This window comes from Arthrobacter sp. BF1, from assembly GCF_056680215.1.
Window position 1 is genome coordinate 1,733,305 of sequence record NZ_CM155271.1, and the last position, 20,482, is coordinate 1,753,786.

At 65.5% G+C, this 20,482-nt stretch carries 15 protein-coding genes; 6 read left to right on the forward strand and 9 right to left on the reverse strand.

Annotated features, from left to right (window positions below):
* Window positions 1-3: 3 nt before the first annotated feature.
* Window positions 4-894: a TIGR01777 family oxidoreductase gene (locus tag AC1MCD_RS08115; protein ID WP_498677486.1), complete on the reverse strand. Its 891-nt coding sequence runs from the start codon at window positions 892-894 to the stop codon at window positions 4-6.
* An 82-nt stretch (window positions 895-976) separates the two neighbouring features.
* Between AC1MCD_RS08115 and AC1MCD_RS08120 the strand changes: the two genes are divergently transcribed.
* A complete protein-coding gene (locus AC1MCD_RS08120) occupies window positions 977-4,486 on the forward strand; it encodes a S41 family peptidase (protein WP_498677488.1) in 3,510 nt (1,169 codons plus the stop codon).
* 101 nt (window positions 4,487-4,587) lie between these two features.
* On the opposite strand, the gene AC1MCD_RS08125 is transcribed toward AC1MCD_RS08120, so the two are convergent.
* The 5 genes from AC1MCD_RS08125 to AC1MCD_RS08145 all read right to left on the reverse strand — a co-directional run bounded on the left by AC1MCD_RS08125 (window position 4,588) and on the right by AC1MCD_RS08145 (window position 10,746).
* Entirely contained in the window at window positions 4,588-5,016 is a 429-nt protein-coding gene (locus AC1MCD_RS08125; RefSeq protein ID WP_498677490.1) for an OsmC family protein, read from the reverse strand.
* Between the two features lie 194 nt (window positions 5,017-5,210).
* Window positions 5,211-5,564, reverse strand: coding sequence for a hypothetical protein (locus AC1MCD_RS08130; RefSeq protein WP_498677491.1), 354 nt, complete (start codon window positions 5,562-5,564; stop codon window positions 5,211-5,213).
* 149 nt (window positions 5,565-5,713) lie between these two features.
* A complete protein-coding gene (gene sucB, locus AC1MCD_RS08135; RefSeq protein WP_498677492.1) occupies window positions 5,714-7,465 on the reverse strand; it encodes a 2-oxoglutarate dehydrogenase, E2 component, dihydrolipoamide succinyltransferase in 1,752 nt (583 codons plus the stop codon).
* Between the two features lie 122 nt (window positions 7,466-7,587).
* The gene (gene lpdA / locus AC1MCD_RS08140) at window positions 7,588-8,970 is read right to left on the reverse strand and encodes a dihydrolipoyl dehydrogenase (protein WP_498677494.1); all 1,383 of its coding nucleotides are present in this window, start codon (window positions 8,968-8,970) and stop codon (window positions 7,588-7,590) included.
* A 252-nt stretch (window positions 8,971-9,222) separates the two neighbouring features.
* Window positions 9,223-10,746 (reverse strand): leucyl aminopeptidase, encoded by a 1,524-nt coding sequence (locus AC1MCD_RS08145; protein ID WP_498677495.1) that lies wholly within the window; start codon window positions 10,744-10,746, stop codon window positions 9,223-9,225.
* 261 nt (window positions 10,747-11,007) lie between these two features.
* Here AC1MCD_RS08145 and AC1MCD_RS08150 point away from each other — a divergent pair, with 261 nt between their 5' ends.
* The 4 genes from AC1MCD_RS08150 (at window position 11,008) to AC1MCD_RS08165 (ending at window position 16,236) form a co-directional block, all read left to right on the forward strand.
* Window positions 11,008-11,946 (forward strand): proteasome assembly chaperone family protein, encoded by a 939-nt coding sequence (locus AC1MCD_RS08150; RefSeq protein WP_190988893.1) that lies wholly within the window; start codon window positions 11,008-11,010, stop codon window positions 11,944-11,946.
* A gap of 83 nt (window positions 11,947-12,029) precedes the next feature.
* Window positions 12,030-13,370: an MFS transporter gene (locus AC1MCD_RS08155; RefSeq protein ID WP_498677498.1), complete on the forward strand. Its 1,341-nt coding sequence runs from the start codon at window positions 12,030-12,032 to the stop codon at window positions 13,368-13,370.
* A 99-nt stretch (window positions 13,371-13,469) separates the two neighbouring features.
* Entirely contained in the window at window positions 13,470-14,669 is a 1,200-nt protein-coding gene (locus AC1MCD_RS08160) for a DUF4192 domain-containing protein (protein ID WP_498677500.1), read from the forward strand.
* A 241-nt stretch (window positions 14,670-14,910) separates the two neighbouring features.
* Window positions 14,911-16,236, forward strand: a complete 1,326-nt coding sequence (locus AC1MCD_RS08165; RefSeq protein ID WP_498677503.1) for an RNA polymerase sigma factor — start codon at window positions 14,911-14,913, stop codon at window positions 16,234-16,236.
* Window positions 16,237-16,373: 137 nt separating this feature from the next.
* Here the strand turns inward: AC1MCD_RS08165 and AC1MCD_RS08170 are convergent, their stop codons facing one another.
* The gene (locus AC1MCD_RS08170; RefSeq protein WP_275213604.1) at window positions 16,374-16,595 is read right to left on the reverse strand and encodes a DUF7455 domain-containing protein; all 222 of its coding nucleotides are present in this window, start codon (window positions 16,593-16,595) and stop codon (window positions 16,374-16,376) included.
* A gap of 256 nt (window positions 16,596-16,851) precedes the next feature.
* Between AC1MCD_RS08170 and AC1MCD_RS08175 the strand changes: the two genes are divergently transcribed.
* Window positions 16,852-18,960 (forward strand): DNA gyrase/topoisomerase IV subunit B, encoded by a 2,109-nt coding sequence (locus AC1MCD_RS08175; protein WP_498677506.1) that lies wholly within the window; start codon window positions 16,852-16,854, stop codon window positions 18,958-18,960.
* A gap of 23 nt (window positions 18,961-18,983) precedes the next feature.
* Here AC1MCD_RS08175 and AC1MCD_RS08180 read toward each other — a convergent pair whose 3' ends face one another.
* Both AC1MCD_RS08180 and AC1MCD_RS08185 read right to left on the reverse strand, forming a co-directional pair.
* Entirely contained in the window at window positions 18,984-19,973 is a 990-nt protein-coding gene (locus AC1MCD_RS08180) for a M56 family metallopeptidase (protein WP_498677508.1), read from the reverse strand.
* 7 nt (window positions 19,974-19,980) lie between these two features.
* Window positions 19,981-20,367 (reverse strand): BlaI/MecI/CopY family transcriptional regulator, encoded by a 387-nt coding sequence (locus tag AC1MCD_RS08185; protein ID WP_498677509.1) that lies wholly within the window; start codon window positions 20,365-20,367, stop codon window positions 19,981-19,983.
* Window positions 20,368-20,482 lie beyond the last annotated feature (115 nt).

Sequence of the window (20,482 nt, forward strand, 5' to 3'; positions counted from 1 at the left end):
GCACTAGCGTCCGGCAACCCAGGCAGCGGCCTGGTCAAGGGAGGGGTGCTGCCACTGGAACCCGGCTGCCTTGAGCACGGCAGGCTCCATCCGCTTGCCGGACAGCAGGAGTTCGTCGGCCATCTTGCCCAGGACCAGCCGGAGTGCAGGCGCCGGCACCCGGAAAAAGGCCGGCCGGTGCAGCGCCGAGGCCAGGGCTGCGATCAGTGCGTTCATGTCCGCTTCCTGCGGGGCGCACACGTTCACCGGGCCGTGAATGTCCGAGCCCGCCAGAAACTCAAAGACGGCACTGATATCCGGCAGAGTAATCCAGGGCCAATACTGCCTGCCATTGCCCAGCGGACCGCCCACGCCGAGCCGAAGTAGTGGCAACAGTCGTCCCATCGAGCCCCCTGAGCGGCTGAGGACAATCCCGGAACGGGTGGTGACCACGCGGACGCCGGCTGGGGCCTGGCGGGCGGCGGCCTCCCACTCGACGCAGATTTGGGCGAGGATGCCGGAACCCGGCGAGGCGTCCTCGCGAAGCTCCGCAGACCCCGAATTGCCGTAAAAATCAGCCCCGGACTGGCTGATGAACGCTCGCGGTGGGTCATCGAGCTTGCCCATGGCCTGAACCAGGGTGTGAGTTGCCCTGAGCCGTGAACTGAGCAGTTCCTTGATCCGGGCACTGGTCCACGGCCTGTCGCCTATCCCGGCGCCGGACAGGTTAATCACGGCATCCGCTCCGGCCAGCGCCGCCGGGTCCAGGCTGTGGGCCGCGGGATCCCACTGGATTTCAGCGGGCGAGGAGGGTGTGCGGCGGACCAGGGCAACCACCTCATGGCCGGCCCCGCGCAGCGTTGCGGACAAATGTGTCCCGATCAGCCCGGAGGCTCCGGCTATGACGATGTGCATGATCTATCTCACCACGGCCCAACCTTTGACGGAACCGCCGTACGTCCCCGGGACGTCAGCGTGGGTTGACTATGATCGAACGATGACTTCTTCGAGCTACTTCCGATTTCCGCACGTCCACGGCGATCTGGTCACGTTTGTTGCAGAGGACGACGTCTGGATCGCGCCGCTCAGCGGCGGCCGGGCGTGGCGTGTTTCGTCACTGCAGTTGCCCGCACGCAACCCGCGCTTCACACCGGACGGCAAACGGCTGGTCTGGACTGTTATCCAGGGAACAGCCCCGGAAGTGGTTTCAGCCGAGGTGGACGGCGGTGGCTACCGTCAGCTGACTTACTTCGGCCACGGCACCACCAAGGTCAAGGGCTTTACCGCGGCCGGTGATGTAGTGGTCACCAGCGCCTTCCGCCAGGCTGAGAGCCGGCACACGTACGCCTACAGCCTGCCCGTTGAGGGAGGCTGGGCTGAAGAGCTGCCCTTCGGCCCGGTGGAGTCCGTGGCCTTCGGCCCGGAAGTGGGCGACGAACGGCCGGTTGTCCTGGCCAGCGTGCTCTCCCGTGAGCCGGCCTGGTGGAAGCGCTACCGCGGCGGAACTGCCGGCAAGCTCTGGATTGATGCCGACGGTAACGGCGAGTTCGAACGGCTGGTTCCCGAACTGGACGGAAACCTCACCGACCCCATGTGGGTGAATGGGCGGATCGCTTTCCTCTCCGACCATGAGGGGTTTGGAAATCTGTACTCGGTGCTTCCCGGCGGCGGTGACCTGCGCCGTCACACCGACCACGAAGACTTCTATGTCAGGCACGCAGCCAGCGACGGCGAACGGGTCGTCTTCGAATCCGCAGGCGAGCTCTGGATCCTCCATGATCTTTCCTCGGAGGCTGTACGCCTGGACATCACCCTGGGCTCGGCGTCGCAGTCTCGGCGCCCGGCCTTGCTTAAGGCCACTAAACACCTGGGTGCGGTAGTCCCGGACGCGTCCGGGTCGGCCAGTGCCGTCGAGGCCCACGGCACGGTCCACTGGATCCGGCACAAGGACGGGCCTTCCCGCATCGTTGAAGCCACCCCCGGCGTCCGGGCGCGGCTGCCCAGGCCGCTCGACGGCGGCCGGCTCGCCTACGTTGCCGACCACGACGGTGTGGAGGCCATCTACATCAAGGAAATCGCTGCCGACATCGCCGCGCCTCAGGGTGCCGTCCCGTCCGTGCACACACGCGCAGTTCCTGGCGCTGCGGTTACCACCCGTGATGCAGCCGCACCGAACGAACTGGAGCCCACGCTTCCCCGCCCCGTTCCGGCGGCCGGCCCGGCCGGAGTGGTGACTGCCGACGTCGTGGTTGCCGGTGATGCCGCATCCACAGTTGCTGCCCCCGCTTCGGACGCGAAAACTGCCGACGCCGGAGGTGCCGCCGGCCAAACCCCTGCCGCTCCGGCGGCCCCCACCCGCATTGCCTTTCCGAAGCCGTCCCGGGCCAGCGCCCTGGAAGCCAGCCCGGACGGTAAGTGGCTTGCCGTGGGGACCTCCTTCGGCGACGTGTACGTTGCCAACACAGCCACGGGGGAGTTGTCACCGGTCACCAGCATCGGTGAGGGAACCATCGGCGAGTTGGCGTGGTCGCCGGACTCACGCTGGCTGGCCTGGTCTGAACCCGTCACGTCGTTTGGCTCCCGGAGCCGGCTGCGGCTGGCGAACGTGGCGCAGCTGGACGAGGGAATCGTTCAGGTCACCGACGGACGTTTCTGCGACGCGTCGCCGAGCTTCACCCCGGACGGGAAGTTCCTGGCCTTCCTGTCGAACCGCAGTTTTGACCCGGTCTACGACGGACACTCGTTTGACCTTTCCTTCCCCAGCCCCATCAAGCCCTACTTGGTGGCACTTGCGGCGGACACGCCGTCGCCGTTTGGTCCGGCTGTTGACCTGACGCCTGCCGCCAGCCCGGACAAAGAAGCCGACGAAACAGAAGTGGCCCCGGTCCATGTAGATCCGGAGGGGCTCGCCCACCGCGTCATCAGCGTCCCGGTGCCGCAGGGCAACTACACCGCCCTGACAGCAACGGAGGGCGCCCTGCTCTGGCTCGATTGGGCTCTTGCCGGCGTCACGGGCGACGGTAAGGCCAGCCAGGAAGATAAGGACGCGCGCCCCAGTCTGGTCCGCTTCGACCTCGCACGGCGCAAGCCGGCCACGCTGGTTGAGGCGTTGGACAGCTACCGGGTCTCCCGCGACGGCCAAAAGGTGGTGCTGATCAGCGACAAGCAGGTCAGCGTTGTTCCTTCCGCCGCCAAAGCGGACGAGGAGTCCGGGCAGCTGGTCAAGGTTGACCTGGGCAGGATCCGCGTGATGATGGACCCCGTCAGCGTCTGGGGCCAGGCCTTTGACGAGGCCTGGCGGCTGCAGCGTGACTTCTTTTGGGCGGAGGATATGGCCGGCCAGGACTGGGAGTCGATCCACAAGCGGTACCGTCCGTTGGTGGACCGGCTGGGCTCGCATGACGACCTGGTGGACCTGCTCTGGGAACTGCACGGGGAACTGGGCACGTCCCACGCCTACGTCAGGCCCGCCATGGTCACGGAAAACGGCAGCAACGGCCAGGGCCGGCTGGGCGCCGACCTCGCCTTCACACCCGCCGGCTGGGAGATCACGCGCATCCTTGCGGGGGAATCGTCCGATCCGCTGGCCACCTCGCCGCTGACCCGGCCGGGTGCTGCCGCCATGGCCGGGGACGTGCTGCTCGCCATTGACGGCGTACCGTTGTCCGTTGCGGTGACACCGGCCATGCAGCTGGTGGGCGCAGCCGGGCGCGCCGTGGAACTGACCCTGCGCAACGGCCACGGCCACGGAGCCGAGGCAGGGAAGCAGCGGCGCATCGCCGTCGTCCCGGTCAAGGACGAGGAGCGCCTGCGGTACCAGGAGTGGGTGGCGGCCAACCGCCGGACCGTCCGGGAGGCATCGGGCGGACGCTACGGGTACCTCCACATCCCGGACATGATGGCCAACGGCTGGGCCCAGCTGCACCGTGACCTGGACACCGAAACGGCCCTCGACGGGCTGATTGTGGACGTCCGGCGCAACCGCGGCGGCCACACATCGCAACTGGTGGCAGAGCTGATCGGCCGCAAGGTCACCGGCTGGAGCATGCCTCGCGGGGAACGCCCCCGTACGTACCCGCATCACGCCCCGCGGGGTCCGGTGATCATCCTCGCCGATGAGTTTGCCGGGTCCGACGGCGACATCATCACCCAGGTCTCCAAGCTGCGGGGCATCGGGCCCGTCATCGGCACGCGGACCTGGGGCGGCGTGGTGGGCATCGATAACAGGTTCTCACTGGCCGATGGCACCGGCGTCACCCAGCCACGCTACGCAACCTGGTTCGGCGGTGGAGTGGGATGGTCCGTGGAAAACTACGGCGTGGATCCCGACATCGAAGTCACGTATCCGCCGCACGCTTACGCGTCCGGGCGGGACCCGCAGCTGGAATACGGCATCGGCGCGCTGAGGGAAATGATCCAGGAACTGCCCACGGACCGTCCCCCGGCCCGTGAAGGCTACCGCCGCCTGCGGCCCGCGCCGCTCCCGGCCCGCCGTCACGGCGGCTGACCGCGCCGCAGCACAGACATAAGGCCCTGCCCCCTCCGGTCATCCGGTGGGGGCAGGGCCTTTTTGTGCGGTTTAGCGGCGTTTTAGGACCGGCCGCCGGATCAGGACTGCAGGGTCGCGTCCAAGGTAATTTCGATGCCTGTGAGGGCCTGGGATACGGGGCAGCCCTTCTTCGCCGACTCGGCGATGCGCTGGAAGTCCTCCTCCGAAATGCCGGGGATGCGCGCATTGAGGGTCAGGTGGCTGCCAGTGATGCCGGTGCCCGGCTGGAACCCAACCTCGGCCTTGGTGTTGACTTCGTCCGGGGTGAAGCCGGCCTGGCTCAGTTCATGGCTGAACGCCATGGAGAAGCATGCGGAGTGCGCCGCAGCGATCAGTTCCTCAGGGCTGGTCTTGCCCTCGGCGGCCTCGGTGCGGGCCTTCCAGGTGACGTCGAACGTGCCGAGGCCTGAGCTGTCCAGCGTAGTGTTGCCGGAGCCCTCCGTCAGGCTGCCGGTCCAAACAGTGTGCGCGTTGCGTGTTGTAGCCATGTCGCTCCTCAACATTGATTCCATCCGGGGCCAGGCAGTTGCCGCAGCCCGCCGGTTCCCATCCTAGGGACTCGTGTGCACGCTTGCACGGGCTGTCCGCTCTCAGTGGATTATGAGCGCGAAAGGGGCTTAGACGCCGACGGCGCCGCTCCCCGGAGAGGGGAGCGGCGCCGTCGTGGGCGGTGCTTGGGCGATTAGTTCCAGAGCGTGGCGATGGCAATGTTGACCAGCGCTAGTCCACCAACGCCATGCGCTAAGCCGGTGGAGACCGGTTCACCCTTCTTGACCTTCCGGGTGCCGATCACGGCCAGCACGGCGACGGCGAGACCGATGGCGAACTTGATACCGAGTTTGAAGTAGTTGGGGTCGGCGTCGGGCATCATAGGAATGATGCCCATCATGGCGATGCCTGTCAGTAGCTGCACGAAGGCGCCGTCCCGCTGGCGGGGGTGGACCGTGGGCTCTTTGAGGGTGGCGATCCAGTAGCCAACAATCATTGCGGCGCCGACGATGTGCAGAAACACCAGGATGCTGAAGACAATAGTCATGGGATCAGCTTATCCAGTAGCTTCTACGCAATGTAGCAAAGCCACGCACAGGGCCGCGAAAAGTACTGCCTTCGACCCAAAACGCGGGGCAGGTGCCGGTGGTCTCCCACCCGCGCCTGCCCCGCCTTTCGCTTGTCTTGCCAGTGGAGCTAGAGGCCCAACTCGGCCTCGAAGGCGCCTTCTTCAAGGCGTGCCTTCAGGGTCTGGAGGAAGCGGCCTGCGTCAGCGCCGTCCACCAGACGGTGATCGTAGGTCAGTGACAGGTACATCATGGAGCGGATGGCGATGGAGTCGTCGCCGTTTTCATCAGCCACCACAACAGCACGCTTGACGATCGCGCCGGTGCCGAGGATGGCGACGTTTGGCTGGTTGATGACCGGGGTGTCGAAGAGTGCCCCGACGCTGCCGATGTTGGTGATGGAGAACGTGCCGCCGGACAGTTCGTCAGGACCGATTTTGCCCTGGCGCGTGCGGGAGGCGACGTCGGCGATCTTCCCGGCAATGCCGCCCAGGTTCAGGTCGCCGGCGTTGGAGATCACGGGAACCAGGAGGCCCTTTTCGGTGTCCACCGCAATCGCCAGGTGCTCGGCGTTGTGGTAGGTGATCTGCTGGGTTTCCTCGTTGTACTCGGCGTTCAGCTTCGGGTGCTGCTTCAGGGCCTCGGCCACAGCCTTGGCGATGAACGGCAGGTAGGTCAGCTTCACGCCGTTGGTGGCAAGGAAGTTATCCTTGCCCGCGGTCCGGAGCTTGACGATGCGGGTCATGTCGACCTCGTGCACCTGGGTCAGCTGGGCGGAAAGGTCCAGCGACTCACGCATGCGGCGGGCGATGACCTGGCGGATGCGGGGAGCCTTCTCCGTGGTTCCGCGAAGCGTGGACGCAACCACAGGAGCGGCGGACGGCCTTGCCGCGGCTGCGGCAGGAGCTGCTGCCGGGGCGGCCTTGGCTTCTGCTGCGGCGAGCACGTCCTGCTTGCGGATACGGCCACCGACGCCGGTGCCGGATAGTGCGGCGACGTCAACACCGTGCTGGTTGGCCAGCTTGCGGACCAGCGGAGTGACGTAGCCGGACTCGCCGCCTGCGGACTCGGCAGACTGCGCCGGTGCGGCGGCGGGAGCGGGGGCAGCTGCGGGAGCCGGAGCCGCCGGAGCTGCTTCTGCCTTCGGTGCCACGGAGGCGGCCGGGGCGGGGGCAGGCGCAGCAGCAGGTGCTGCAGGCTCGGCCTTGGGTGCTGCGGGGCCAGCCGGGGCAGCGGCCGCGGGGGCTGCCGCGCCGGAGCCGATGACGGCGAGGACAGCGCCAACCTCGGCGGTCTCGTCCTCGTTGACGCGGATTTCCTGAAGCGTGCCGGCCACGGGGGAGGGGATTTCGGTATCAACCTTGTCGGTGGAAACCTCGAGCAGCGGCTCATCCACAGCTACGGTGTCGCCCACGGCTTTCAGCCAGCGGGTGACAGTGCCTTCGGTGACGCTTTCGCCCAGGGCGGGCAGGGTGACGTCGTGGCTTTCGCCGCCGGAAGCGGCCGGGGACTCTGCAGCGGGAGCTTCTTTAGGCGCTGCGGCGGGAGCTTCTTCAGCCTGTGCGGCGGGAGCTTCCTCTGCCGGTGCTTCCTCTGCCTGCGCCGCAGGAGCTTCTTCCGCTGCGGGGGCTGCCCCGCCGCCGGAACCGTCACCGATGCGGACCAGGGGAGCGCCCACTTCGGCGGTCTCGTCTTCGGCTACGAGGATTTCCTCGATAATGCCTGCTACTGGAGAGGGGATTTCAGTGTCTACTTTGTCGGTGGAAACCTCGAGCAGCGGTTCGTCCACCTCTACCCGGTCACCTACCTGCTTGAGCCAGCGGGTGACGGTTCCTTCGGTGACACTCTCACCGAGGGCGGGCAAGTTAACGGATTCAGACATGTCGTCCCCGTTCTCCTTATTGATCTTTTGTGCGGATGATTGCTGCCTGTTCGAGCTTAGTGCACCCGGCAGAATGAGCCGGGTGCACCAAACCCTGATGTCTTGCGGTGAAACGGGGGCTGTTAGCCGTGCAGTGCCTTGCCCGCGAGAGCGAGGTGGGCCTCGCCCAGGGCCTCGTTCTGGGTCGGGTGGGCGTGGACCAGTGCGGCCACGTCCTCCGGGTAGGCTTCCCAGTTCACGATCAGCTGTGCTTCACCGATCTGCTCGCCCATGCGGGCACCGATCATGTGGACGCCCACAACGGGGCCGTCCTTTTGGCGGACCAGCTTGACGATGCCGCTGGTGCCCAGGATGGAGCTCTTGCCGTTTCCGGCGAGGTTGTACTCCTGCGTTTCCACCTGGTCCTCGCCGAACTTCTCCTTTGCGCCCTTCTCGGTGTAACCAACCGTGGCGATTTCCGGCTCGGAGTACGTGACCTTGGGGATGTTGACGTCCTCGACGACGACGGGCTTCAGGCCTGCGATTTCCTCGGCCACGAAGATTCCCTGCTGGTAGCCGCGGTGCGCAAGCTGGACGCCGGGGACGATGTCGCCCACGGCATAGACGTTGCCAACACCGGTGTGCAGGCGCTCGTTGGTGATGACGAAGCCGCGGTCGATGGTGACGCCGGCTTCCTCATAGCCCAGGTTGGCCGTCACGGGGCCACGGCCAACTGCCACGAGGAGCAGGTCCGCCTCGAACGTCTTGCCGTCCACCAGGGTGACCTTGACGCCGTCGTTATTCTGCTCAACGCCCTGGAAGAACACGCCGGTGGAGAACTTGATGCCGCGCTTCTTGAAGGCACGCTCGAAGTTCTTCACGATTGTCGCGTCCTCGTTCGGGACCAGCGAGGGCAGGCCCTCCACGATGGTGACGTCGACGCCAAAGGACTTCCACACCGAGGCGAACTCGACGCCGATCACGCCGCCGCCCAGGATGATGGCGCTCTTCGGGATGTAATCCATGGTGAGGGCTTCGTCGGAGGTGATGACCTTGCCGCCGATTTCCAGGCCCGGCAGGGTGCGCGAGTACGAGCCGGTGGCGAGCACAATGTTCTTGCCCTTGTAGGCCGTGCCGTTGACGGTGACGGTGTCCGGGGCGGTCAGCTTGCCTTCGCCTTCGATGACAGTGATGCCCTTGGACTTGATCAGGCCCTGAAGGCCCTTGAACTTGCCGGCAATGATGCCGTCTTTGTAAGCGTTGACAGCCGTGATGTCGATGCTGTCCAGGGTGACATTCACGCCGTACTTTGCGGAGTCGCGGGCGTGGTCGGCCAGCTCGGCTGAGTGCAGCAGGGCCTTGGTGGGGATACAGCCGTTGTGCAGGCACGTACCACCGAGCTTGCCTTTTTCGACGAGACCAACGGTGAAGCCAAGCTGAACGGCCCGCAGGGCGGTGGCGTAGCCGCCGCTTCCGCCACCGAGTACCAGGATGTCGAATTCTTGCGCAGTTGCCTGATCGGCCACTTAGACGCTCCCTCGCGTGAACGATGACGCGAGCTTGCGCATCATCTGGTCTTTGGAACTTGTACTGCCGTGATTATGCCAGCAGGCAGGTTCTCTTTCATTTGTCACTACCGTGGTTTACCTTAGCGAACCACTTATCCATGCTCCACCTCGCAGCTGCGTTTGTGGAGCGCTTGTGTCCAGTGTCACGCGGCTTTGTGCCCGACGGATCACGCCGGTTCCACAAAGCCGCGCGTCACAGACGGAACGGGGTCAGGCTGCCGCGAGGACATCCTCCACGTAGGCCACCAGGGTCCTTACAGTGCAGCCGGTGGCCTGCTTGTGCGTGTAGCCGTACGGGCTGCCGTTGTTAAAGGACGGGCCGGCAATGTCGATGTGGGCCCAGGGGATCTGTTCCCCGTCTTTGCCCTTGCCCACAAACTCGCGCAGGAAGACCGCAGCGGTCATCATGCCGCCGTGCCGTTCGCCGATGTTAGCCAGGTCCGCCACCTGGGAGTCGATGCTGGGGCGCAGCTCCTCGGGCAGGGGCATGGGCCATACCAGTTCGCCGGCGCGGTCGGCGGCCGCCTTGAGCGGGGCGGTGACGCTGTCCGAGCCCATAACCCCCGCTGTGCGGTTGCCGAGGGCAATAAGCTGCGCACCGGTGAGCGTGGCGACGTCGATGATGGCATCCGGGTATTCGCGGCTGGCTGCGACGATGCCGTCCGCCATGACCAGGCGGCCTTCGGCGTCGGTGTTCAGCACCTCAACGGTCTTGCCGCCGAACATGGTGAGGACGTCCGCGGGGCGTGATGCCGCGCCGCCGGGCATGTTTTCGGCGATGCACAGCCAGGCGGTGGCCTTGACGGGCAGGCCAAGACGCGCAATTGCCAGCACAGTGTTAAGGACGACGGCGGCGCCCGCCATGTCGCTCTTCATGTCACCCATGCCGAGGGCCGGTTTCAAGGAAATGCCGCCGGTGTCGAAGGTGATTCCCTTCCCGACGAGTGCGATCTTCTTGGTCGCCTTGGCGGGGGAGTACTCCACTTTCACCAGGCGCGGCTGGCGGGTGGAGCCCTTGCCGACGCCCATGATGCCGCCGAAGCCTTCCTTCTCCAGACGCTTCTCATCCCAGACCGTCACTTTGATGGGCAGGCCCTTGGCCAGTTCCTTCGCGGCCTCGGCGAATGATTCGGGGTAGAGATGGCTGGGCGGCTGGTTGACCAGCGATCGCGTGGCATTAACTGCCTGGCCGATCAGGCCCGCGCGCTTCAGCGCGGCGCTCAGTTCGTCGCTTGACGCCACGTCCGTATAGATCACCGCGTTGCGGACCGGATCCTTCAGTCCGTCGCTGGTGGACCTGTGCTCGGTGAAGGCGTAAGCGCCCAGAGCGGCACCCTCGGCGACTGCCGCGACGTCGGCGACTCCCGTCGTCGGGAATGCCAGAACAACGGTGGGCAGGCCAGCCAGCTGGCGGACGGCGGAACCGGCAGCGCGCCTGAGTGCCTCTTCGGACAGCGGCTGGCCGGCGGCGACCTTGCCCACGCCTGCCAGGACAAGCACGCCGGCGCCGGTTTCAGGCAGGCCGGGAAGCCTGACCGCCTGATCGGCGGCCCCCGTGATCCCCAGGACCTTAAGGGAATCAGTCAGCGCCTCGGCTGACTTCGCGGTCAGCGGGTTCTCAAGCAGCACGGGGCCGTCGGGGCCCTGTCCCACGCCGATGACAACGGCGTCACTGCTGGCCCTCTTCAGGTCCTTGGCGAGGGTACTAAGGTTGATTTCAGTATTCTTGACCACGGGGTAAAGTCCTCAATTCTCGAAAAGGCTGTTCGCGCAGGAATGGATGTCTGGCGCTGGCCACGGAAGTCCTGCGGCCGTCCGGTCGCGACGTAGCCGGGGTGCCGGCTAGCCCGTCCGGCAGGCCACTTGTCGATCGTAGCCGTTGGTAGGCGCGGGAGCGGAATCTCCTGAGACTTGCGCCACACCCGCTGACGGAATGCCGGGACCCCCGGCAGCGTTGTACAACGTATCCACCCGAATCCTGGAAAGGAAGACGCTGTGCTTGAACGGATTTCCGGCTCCCTGCTGGACCCCGATGCGCTCTACGCGAGCAACATCGAGCTGTTCCACAGCCCGGCGCTCCGCGGGCTGAACCTGGTGATGGGTTTCACCGGCTTTGCCGACGCCGGCCACGTGGTTAAGCAAATCAACGCCGAGCTGCTGGACACCCTCGATGCTGAAACGGTGGCAGTCTTCGACGCCGACCAGCTCATCGATTACCGGTCGCGGCGGCCCCACATCTCCTTCGTTGAAGACCATCTGCAGGACTACCAGGCGCCGAAGCTGGCTCTGTACAAACTAAAGGATGGGCTCGGCAACGCGTTCCTGCTGCTGGCAGGGTTCGAACCCGACCTGCAGTGGGAGCGGTTCGCACGCGCGGTTGTCGGCATTGTGGAGAAGCTCGACGTGAATCTCGTGACCTGGATCCACTCCATCCCCATGCCGGTGCCGCACACCCGGCCGGTGGGCGTCACTGTCCATGGCAACCGCCCCGAACTCATTGAGGGCATCTCCGTCTGGAAGCCCACGGTGGATGTCCCGGCGGCTGTGGGCCACATTTTGGAACTGCGGCTCGTGGACGCCGGACGCAACGTTGCAGGGTACGTGATCCATGTCCCGCACTACCTCGCAGAAGCGGAGTACCCCACCGCCGCAGTTGCCGGGCTCGAATTCCTGGGTGCGGCCACGTCCCTGATGCTCCCCACTGACAGGCTGCGCGAAGCAGGCCGGGAAGTGGCCCGCCAGATCGGCGAGCAGGTGGAAGCCTCCGAAGACGTCCGGCAAGTGGTTTCCCGGCTTGAGGAACGGTACGACGAGAAGGCCGACGGCACCGTGCGGCGGTCGCTGCTGGCGGATGAGAATGACGAACTGCCGAACGGGGACGAACTGGGCGCGGCCGTCGAGGCGTACCTTGCCCGCGAGAACCCCGGCCTCTAGCCTGTCCGGCTGCCCGGGCGGGCACGTGTCCGCATGGCAGACGGTTGCCATGGTGCGCGGCGCGGCCCGGGCATAATGAGGGAGTGACTTCCCCCCGAGCCTGGCTGATCTGGACCATCGGTATCTTCGCGTATCTGGTGGCGGTCTCGCAGCGGACGTCCTTCGGCGTGGTGGGGCTTGAAGCTACAGAGCGGTTTAACGCCAGCGCCTCCGCGATCTCCTTCTTTACGGTGCTGCAACTGCTCGTCTACGCGGGCCTTCAGATCCCGGTTGGCGTGCTTGTGGACAGGTTCGGCTCACGGGCCATGATCGCCGGCGGGGCCGTCCTGATGGGCCTCGGCCAGCTCCAGCTCGCTTTTGCCGAGAGCATTCCCGGCGGCGTGGCGGGGCGGGTGCTGGTGGGCGCCGGCGACGCCATGACCTTCATCTCCGTGATCCGCCTGATCCCTTTGTGGTTCGCCCCGGCGCGGGTTCCCCTGGTCACCCAGCTGACGGGCATGTCCGGCCAGTTGGGACAGCTTTTCAGCGTGCTGCCGTTCGCCTTTGTGCTGCATTCCTTCGGCTGGACCCCCGGTTTCCTGATGCTCGCCGGGATGTCCGGACTGGCAGTGGTCCTGGTGGTGGTCCTCCTGCAGGACCAGCCGCCCGGAACCGTAACCCCCGAAGTCCAGCGTGGCCTGCGGGCAACCGGCGTCTCACTCGCCAGTGCGTGGCGCCAGCCCGGGACCAGGTTGGGGATGTGGAGCCACTTCACCATCCAGTTCAGCGGCACCGTGTTTGCTATGACCTGGGGCTACCCGTTCCTCATCTCCGGGCAGGGTTTGGAAGCGGGAACGGTGGCAGGGCTGATGACCCTGTACGTTGCCGCCGGACTCGCCGCCGGTCCCTTCATCGGCAGCTTTGTCGCCCGGCACCCGCTCCGCCGGTCCACCATGGTGCTGCTGATATCGGGCGCTACGGCAGCAGCGTGGGCCGCTGTGCTACTGACGCCGGGCCGCTCTCCGCTGTGGCTGCTCGCCATCCTGGTGGTGGTGCTGGCGATTGGCGGGCCGGGGTCCATGATCGGCTTTGATTTCGCCCGGACGTTCAATCCCGCACACCGGATCGGTACTGCCACGGGGATCGTCAACGTGGGGGGATTCATCGCGGCCCTGGTGGCGATTTTCCTGATCGGCTTCGTGCTGGACGTCCTCCTGGCCAGCGGCTATTCCGGCGGCGAACTCTACGGCCTTGAACCCTTCCGGATCGCGTTGAGCGTGCACTTCCTGCTGCTTGGGTTCGGGGCCGTCATGATGCTGCGGACTCGCCGAAAGGTGCGGCGCCAGATGGCGGCGCAAGGTGTGGTGGTGGCCCCGCTGCTGCAGGCCATGGCACAGCGGCGGGCCAGCCTTGCCCAGCGCCGCCGACAGGACAGTGCGGAATAGGACTGGCACTTGTCCTCCACATCGGCCTGCCAGAGGCGGTTGTTGACATAGCGGAGCTGGGGGCTTCAACGCTGGGGGCGCCGGCCCGAGGCTGGAGTCATGAAACCTCCAGAACACCTGACCGTCCGAGGCCCTGAAGATATCCTCGGGTTCATTCCACATTCCTTGGGGTACTGGCCCGCAGACAGCCTGGTGGCCATGACCATGCAGGGAAAACGGCTCGGAGCGACCCTGCGGCTTGACCTGCCCGGCCCGGAAACGCTCGCAGACCCGCGGGATTACGCCCGGACCGTGCGCGACTACCTCTCGGCCGACCGCAATGCCGACGGCGCGCTGCTGGCTATCTTCACGAACCACGGCTGGATGGAACCGCCTGGCACCTACCGGGGTCTCCTGGACGCCTTGGAAAGTCGCCTCGACGCCGCGGGCATGACCGTACGCGACGCGTGGTACGTGGGAGACGACTACTGGCGGAGCGCTACCTGCACTGACCTGGTGTGCTGCCCCTTGCCGGGCATGCCCGTGCAGGTGATCAGGGACAGCATGCTGAACGCCGAAATGGTCTATCGCGGCAGCAGCGTGGGGCCGGCGCCCGAGAACGGCACCCTCCCGGCGGCCGCGGTGTCCGGTGAGGAGCGTGCCGCAGTCCTGGCGTCGGAGGACGCCTGGGCAGCGCAACTGGACCCGCGCCGGGGGAGCAGGAAACAACTCAACAGCCTCCTGGCCCAGTGGGGCTCCGTCCTTACCGGCGCCGGCCAGGAGTTGCCAGCGAACGACGTCGCGTTCCTGCGGGCCTCCCTGCGCGTCCCCGCCTGGCGTGATGCGGTCTTCGTTATGGCCGCGGCGGGCATGCCGGCCGCACTCGCGGGTGCCGAAGCGTTTGGCATCTTCCAAGACGGCTGCAACCTTGCGCCGGTTGGTCCTGCAGGCCTGGGCAAGGGCGACTCGGGAAGCGCCTACGCGGGTGGGGGCGGTCTGCCAGGCTATGGCGAGGATCTGCTGGGTCTGGAGCCCGAGGTTCCTGCCTGGGACTGCTTGAACAGTTTGGATGCCGTCCTGGATAAGCTTTCGGCGTGCGGTGGTCAGCCCGGCGCTGCTGCCCTGACCGGCCGCGGCTGGATTGCATGGTGCCGGGGGAGGGGATCGTACGCTGCCGCGTATCTCGGCCGGGCCCTTGACGAAGAACCGGGCTACCGGCTCGCCGAGCTCATGCTGGAACTGGTGCGGCGCGGAACCCTGTGCGGCTGGGCTGCTCGGAAGGAGGCTGCCTGGCGTCGATTCGAAACGGACGCAGCCTAGCTCCTGCTGCTTCTTGAGCCTTCTACGGGAAAACCGTGAGACAATGGATGCCGAGACCCGGTTGGGTCCGTGTATCAAGTGCATGTATTGGCCCCTGACGGGAACATTACAGCCGCCCCGGCAGTTCTACTTGTAGACTCTGCGGCCGTGGTTTGTACCTGATGTTGATCACGGACTTGACAGGGTCATAGTGGTGTTGCCCGTATGGTGATTCCACAGACCGCCGCTAGAAAGGTTTTCTGTGACCCCGTCTTCCGCGAAGAAGGATCCCGCCACCCAGGACGTCTTGTCCCCTGAGGAGAAGCAGGCTGCAACGAACGCCAAGCGAGCAGCGACGCGGGCAGCCAACAAAGCCGTCAAGGATGCCGCCGCCGGTGACACCGCCGTCGACGGCAAGCCCGAGCCCAAGAAGCGCGGGCCCAAGCCCGGTGCCAAAGCTGCTGCCGAAGCAGCCGGAAAAGCCGCACGTGGCGCATCGGATTCCGATGACGACGACGTCGAAGACCTCGACGACGCCGCGATTGAGGGCGGCGATGCCGGCGAAGACACCGAGATTGACGCAGCCAAGGCCGCATCGGCAGCCACCGGCAAGGGCTTTGTCTACTCGGACGCCGACGACGACGACGCCCCTGTCCAGCAGGTAATGTCCGCCGGTGCCACGGCCGACCCCGTAAAGGACTACCTCAAGCAGATCGGTAAGGTTGCGCTGCTCAATGCCGAGCAGGAAGTCGACCTGGCGCTCCGGATCGAAGCCGGGCTCTTTGCCGAAGAGAAGATCAACGCCGACGACGGTTCCATGGACGCCAAGTTCAAGCGTGAGCTTGAGTTTGTCATCCATGACGGCAAGCGTGCCAAGAACCACCTGCTTGAGGCCAACCTCCGCCTGGTGGTTTCGTTGGCCAAGCGTTACACCGGCCGCGGCATGCTGTTCCTGGACCTCATCCAGGAAGGCAACCTGGGCCTGATCCGTGCAGTGGAGAAGTTCGACTACACCAAGGGCTTCAAGTTCTCCACGTACGCCACGTGGTGGATCCGCCAGGCCATCACCCGCGCCATGGCTGACCAGGCCCGCACCATCCGCATCCCGGTGCACATGGTGGAAGTCATCAACAAGCTGGCCCGCGTCCAGCGCCAGATGCTTCAGGACCTCGGCCGCGAACCCACGCCTGAAGAGCTGGCACTCGAACTGGACATGACGCCGGAGAAGGTGGTAGAGGTCCAGAAGTACGGCCGCGAGCCCATCTCGCTCCACACCCCGCTTGGCGAGGACGGCGACTCCGAGTTCGGTGACCTCATTGAGGACTCCGAAGCGGTGGTTCCCGCCGACGCCGTGAGCTTCACGCTGCTGCAGGAACAGCTCCACTCGGTGCTGGACACGCTGTCGGAACGCGAAGCCGGTGTGGTGGCCATGCGGTTCGGCCTCACCGATGGCCAGCCGAAGACTTTAGACGAAATCGGCAAGGTCTACGGCGTCACGCGCGAGCGTATCCGCCAGATAGAGTCCAAGACCATGTCCAAGCTCCGCCACCCCTCGCGGTCGCAGGTGCTCCGGGACTACCTGGACTAAATCAGACCCACGCAACGCGGGGTCAGTTTCCTCCCGAAGTCGAAGGATTTTCGGGCGGCAACTGACCCCGCGTTTCTTCTTAAGACAAAACAGGACCCCCTCCCATGGGAGGGGGTCCTGTCCGGATGTCTTGCAGGTCAGTCGACGGCTACGGGAGCCTTCTCGTGAAGCCTGCCGGTTTCATCGTGCCAGTCAGAGCTCAAGGGCCTGAGTGTCGCCTCGACTGCACGGGCATGGTGGCCGCAGAAGAGCAACTCACCGCCGGAGGTCTCAAGTACAACGCGGACATATGCCTGAGCCCCGCAACGATCGCACCGGTCCAGTGCGTTGAGTGTGCGGTCTGCCACTGCTGTTGTCATATCGGCCTCCTTAGTAGATCTGTATGTCTATATAACCAGCATTCGTATCAATCCCGTCGCAAGGACGGGTCAAGTTCGCTGACCGCGTAGCCACAAGAATGTCTCAAGCCGCGGATTTGGGTCACGGAGACATCACGAGTGGCCCCGGCCACAGCCCGGGCGAAGTGTGGCAGCAGGCCCTCTGCGCCCGCGCCGACTAGGCTTGAACGAGCGTCCGCAGCGCCAGCTGTTCCGTCACTGAAGGAGTTCACCACCCGTGGCACCAAGTTCTGATTACACCGCCAGGCACCTTTCCGTCCTGGAAGGCCTCGAAGCCGTCCGCAAACGCCCCGGCATGTACATCGGCTCCACTGACTCGCGCGGCCTGATGCACTGCCTGTGGGAGATCATTGACAACTCCGTGGACGAAGCGCTGGCGGGCTTCGGGCACGACATCAAAATCATTCTCCATGCGGACAACTCGGTGGAAATCCACGACGACGGCCGTGGCATCCCGGTGGACGTCGAACCCAAGACGGGACTCACCGGCGTCGAGGTGGTGTTCACGAAGCTGCACGCCGGCGGCAAGTTCGGCGGCGGTTCCTACACCGCCTCCGGCGGCCTGCACGGCGTTGGCGCCTCCGTGGTGAATGCGTTGTCCGCCCGCCTGGATGTGGAAGTCGACCGTGGCAGCAAAACGTACAAAATGTCGTTCCGCCGCGGTGAACCCGGACGCTTCCAGGACCAGGGCAGCAAAGTCGATCCCGCCGCGACTTTCGCGCCGTTTGTGGACGGCTCGGTGCTGGACGTTATTGGCAAGGCGAAACGCGGCGTCACGGGAACGCGGATCCGCTACTGGGCTGACCGCCAGATCTTCACGCCGGACGCAAAGTTCTCCTACGACGAACTGGCCGCCCGGGCGCGGCAGACATCATTCCTGGTTCCCGGGCTCAAGCTCACAGTCCGCGATGAACGCAGGCTGGCTGGCACTCCGGGTGAAGCAGGTCCCCACGAGGAGGTCTTCCACCACGACGGCGGCCTCTCGGAGTTTGTCGACTTCCTCGCGGCGGACCCCGCCGTGACCGATATTTGGCGGCTCCACGGCTCGGGCAAGTTCAAGGAAACCGTGCCGGTCCTCGATGAGCGCGGCCACAGCCAGCTCGCCGAGGTTGAGCGTGACTGTGAAGTGGACGTGGCGCTGCGCTGGGGGATCGGCTATGACAGCACGGTCCGCACCTTTGTTAACATCATCGCCACGCCCAAGGGCGGAACCCACCAGTCCGGCTTCGAGCAGGCCCTGGTCAAGACGTTCCGGAAGGCAGTGGAAGCCAACGCCCGCAAACTCAAGGCGGGCAACGACAAGATCGAAAAGGATGACATCTTCGCCGGACTGACGGCGGTCCTGACGGTCCGGCTGGCTGAGCCGCAGTTCGAAGGCCAGACCAAGGAGATCCTTGGCACCTCGGCAGTGCGCGCCATCGTCGCCAAGGTCGTAGAGCAGGAGATCACCGCAAGGCTGAACTCTGCGAACCGCAACGACAAAGCCCACTCTGCGCTGCTGCTGGAGAAGATTGTCAGCGAGATGAAGTCCCGTATTTCCGCGCGGGTCCACAAGGAGACGCAGCGGCGCAAGAACGCGCTGGAAACGTCGTCCATGCCCACCAAACTCGCTGACTGCCGGACGGACGACGTCGTGCGTTCCGAACTGTTCATCGTCGAAGGTGACTCCGCGCTGGGAACGGCAAAGCTGGCACGGTCCTCGGACTTCCAGGCGCTGCTGCCCATCCGCGGCAAAATCCTCAACGTCCAGAAGGCTTCTGTGGGGGACATGCTCTCCAACGCAGAATGTGCTGCCCTGATCCAGGTGGTTGGTGCGGGGTCGGGCCGCAGCTTTGATATCAGCGCCGCCCGGTACGGCAAGGTCATCCTCATGACCGACGCCGACGTGGACGGCGCCCACATCCGGACGCTGCTGCTGACCCTGTTCTTCCGGTACATGCGGCCCATGATTGATGAGGGACGCGTTTTTGCCGCCGTCCCGCCGCTGCACCGCGTCGAAGTGATCAATGCGGGCCAGAAGGCCAACGAGATGATCTACACCTACTCTGAAGCGGAACTCCACGCGCTGCTCGCCCGGCTGGCGAAGGAAGGCAAGCGCTACAAGGAGCCGATCCAGCGGTACAAGGGACTCGGCGAGATGGACGCCGAACAGCTGGCGGAGACCACCATGGATCCCCGGCACCGGACGCTGCGCAAGGTGGGCATCGAGAACGCCAAGCAGGCCGAGGACACCTTCGACCTGCTGATGGGCTCAGATGTGGCGCCGCGGAAGGACTTCATCATCGCGGGCGCATCCAGCCTGGACCGGGAGCGGATCGACGCCTGACCGGCGGGCTCAGCAGGGCGCACTTAGCCCAGCAGGCCCGGCACGATCAGCAGGGCCGTCGGCAGGGCAAGCAGCAGGACGCAGCAGACCTGCACCGTGGCGCGGGCCGTGGCAGAGAGTTCAGGCTGTGGTGAGAGCAGCCGGCTGACCCGTGAAGCGGTGGTGCGGGCGGCGTCGGAGCCTGTTACGCCTGCTGCGGCCTCCAGCCCGTCGAGGGCAAGGCCGGCCTGGGCGGCCGGCCGGAAAGCCCCGCCGCCGCCGGACGACCCGCTGGCCACGATCGCAATGGCTTTGATGAGGGTTGCCCGGCTCTCCGTCTTCAGCGCAACGTCGTCAGCCAGCATCTCGATCAGCGAGTTCACGGACTCCTGGGCGAGCCTGGTGGTGGGAAGCCAGGGGAGCGCCTGGCGCCACGCTGCGAAGGCCCACAGGAGCAGGTGGTGGCGCTGGTTGAGGTGGGCGTTTTCATGGCTCAGGACTGCCCGCAGCTCGGCCGGTTCGAGGGCTGCCATCAGGCCGTCGGAGAGCACAGTGACAGAGCGCGCCCCGCCGGGCAGGCAGTAGGCCACGGGGGAGTCGTGATTGATAACCACGGTTCCCGCCCCCTCGGCCGAAGGCGAAGCCAGGAGGGCAAGCAGCTCACGGTGGCGCCGGCGCTGGCGCTCGATCTTGTAGTACGTGAGCAGCAGGGTGAAAACCAGGTGTGCGGTCAGCAGGGCCGCGGCGGAGAGGGCAAAAAGATGCCAGAAGCCGAGTGCTGTGGTGGGCGCATTAAAGAGGACCATGCCCGCGAGGGCACGCAGGCCGGCGATCAGGTTGTCGCCCACCGGTTCCAGGCCGTAAACCAGCATGGCGCCGATCATCGAGAGCCCGCCGGCCAGCGCGATTGCCTGCCAGAGGAGCATGGCGGTGAAGGGCGACCGGGCCGGCCACCGGGCGCGGGAAAGAAAGATAGGCACTGGCCACGCCAGCACTATCGCAAGGACCGCCAGCAGGTATGAGGTCCAGAACATGGGCCCGCTAGACGTGGCCGAGCAGTTTGCGCAGTGTTTCGGCTTCGCTTGCGGTAACAGACCCGATGAACTGCGCCAGCACGGCTTCACGGTCAGGGGCGGAGCCCAACACTTCGTGCATCAGTTCGGCTGTGTGTTCTTCCCGGCTGGAAACAGCCTGGTAGCGGTGCGGCCTGGTGCCACGTTCCCGCTCCACAAGGCCTTTCTTCTCCAGACGTGAGAGCACAGTCAGGACGGTGGTGACGGCAAGCTCCTTGCCCTCATGGCCGGCCGCATCCCCTTTGGCCTCCGTGCTGGTTGCCAGTTTGTCACGCAGGGTATTTGCGGTGGCTGCTTCGTGGCCCGCCCAGAGCAGATCCATCACTGCCCGTTCCAGTTCCCCAAGACTTGCCATTGCTACATCCTTCTTGTTCCCGCATCCGTGGCTGAGCGCCGCGGTGCCTGCACATTCTTCGCTACAGATACATGACCAAATTTACCTGTTTTTTGTCTGAGTTTCTACGTACGGT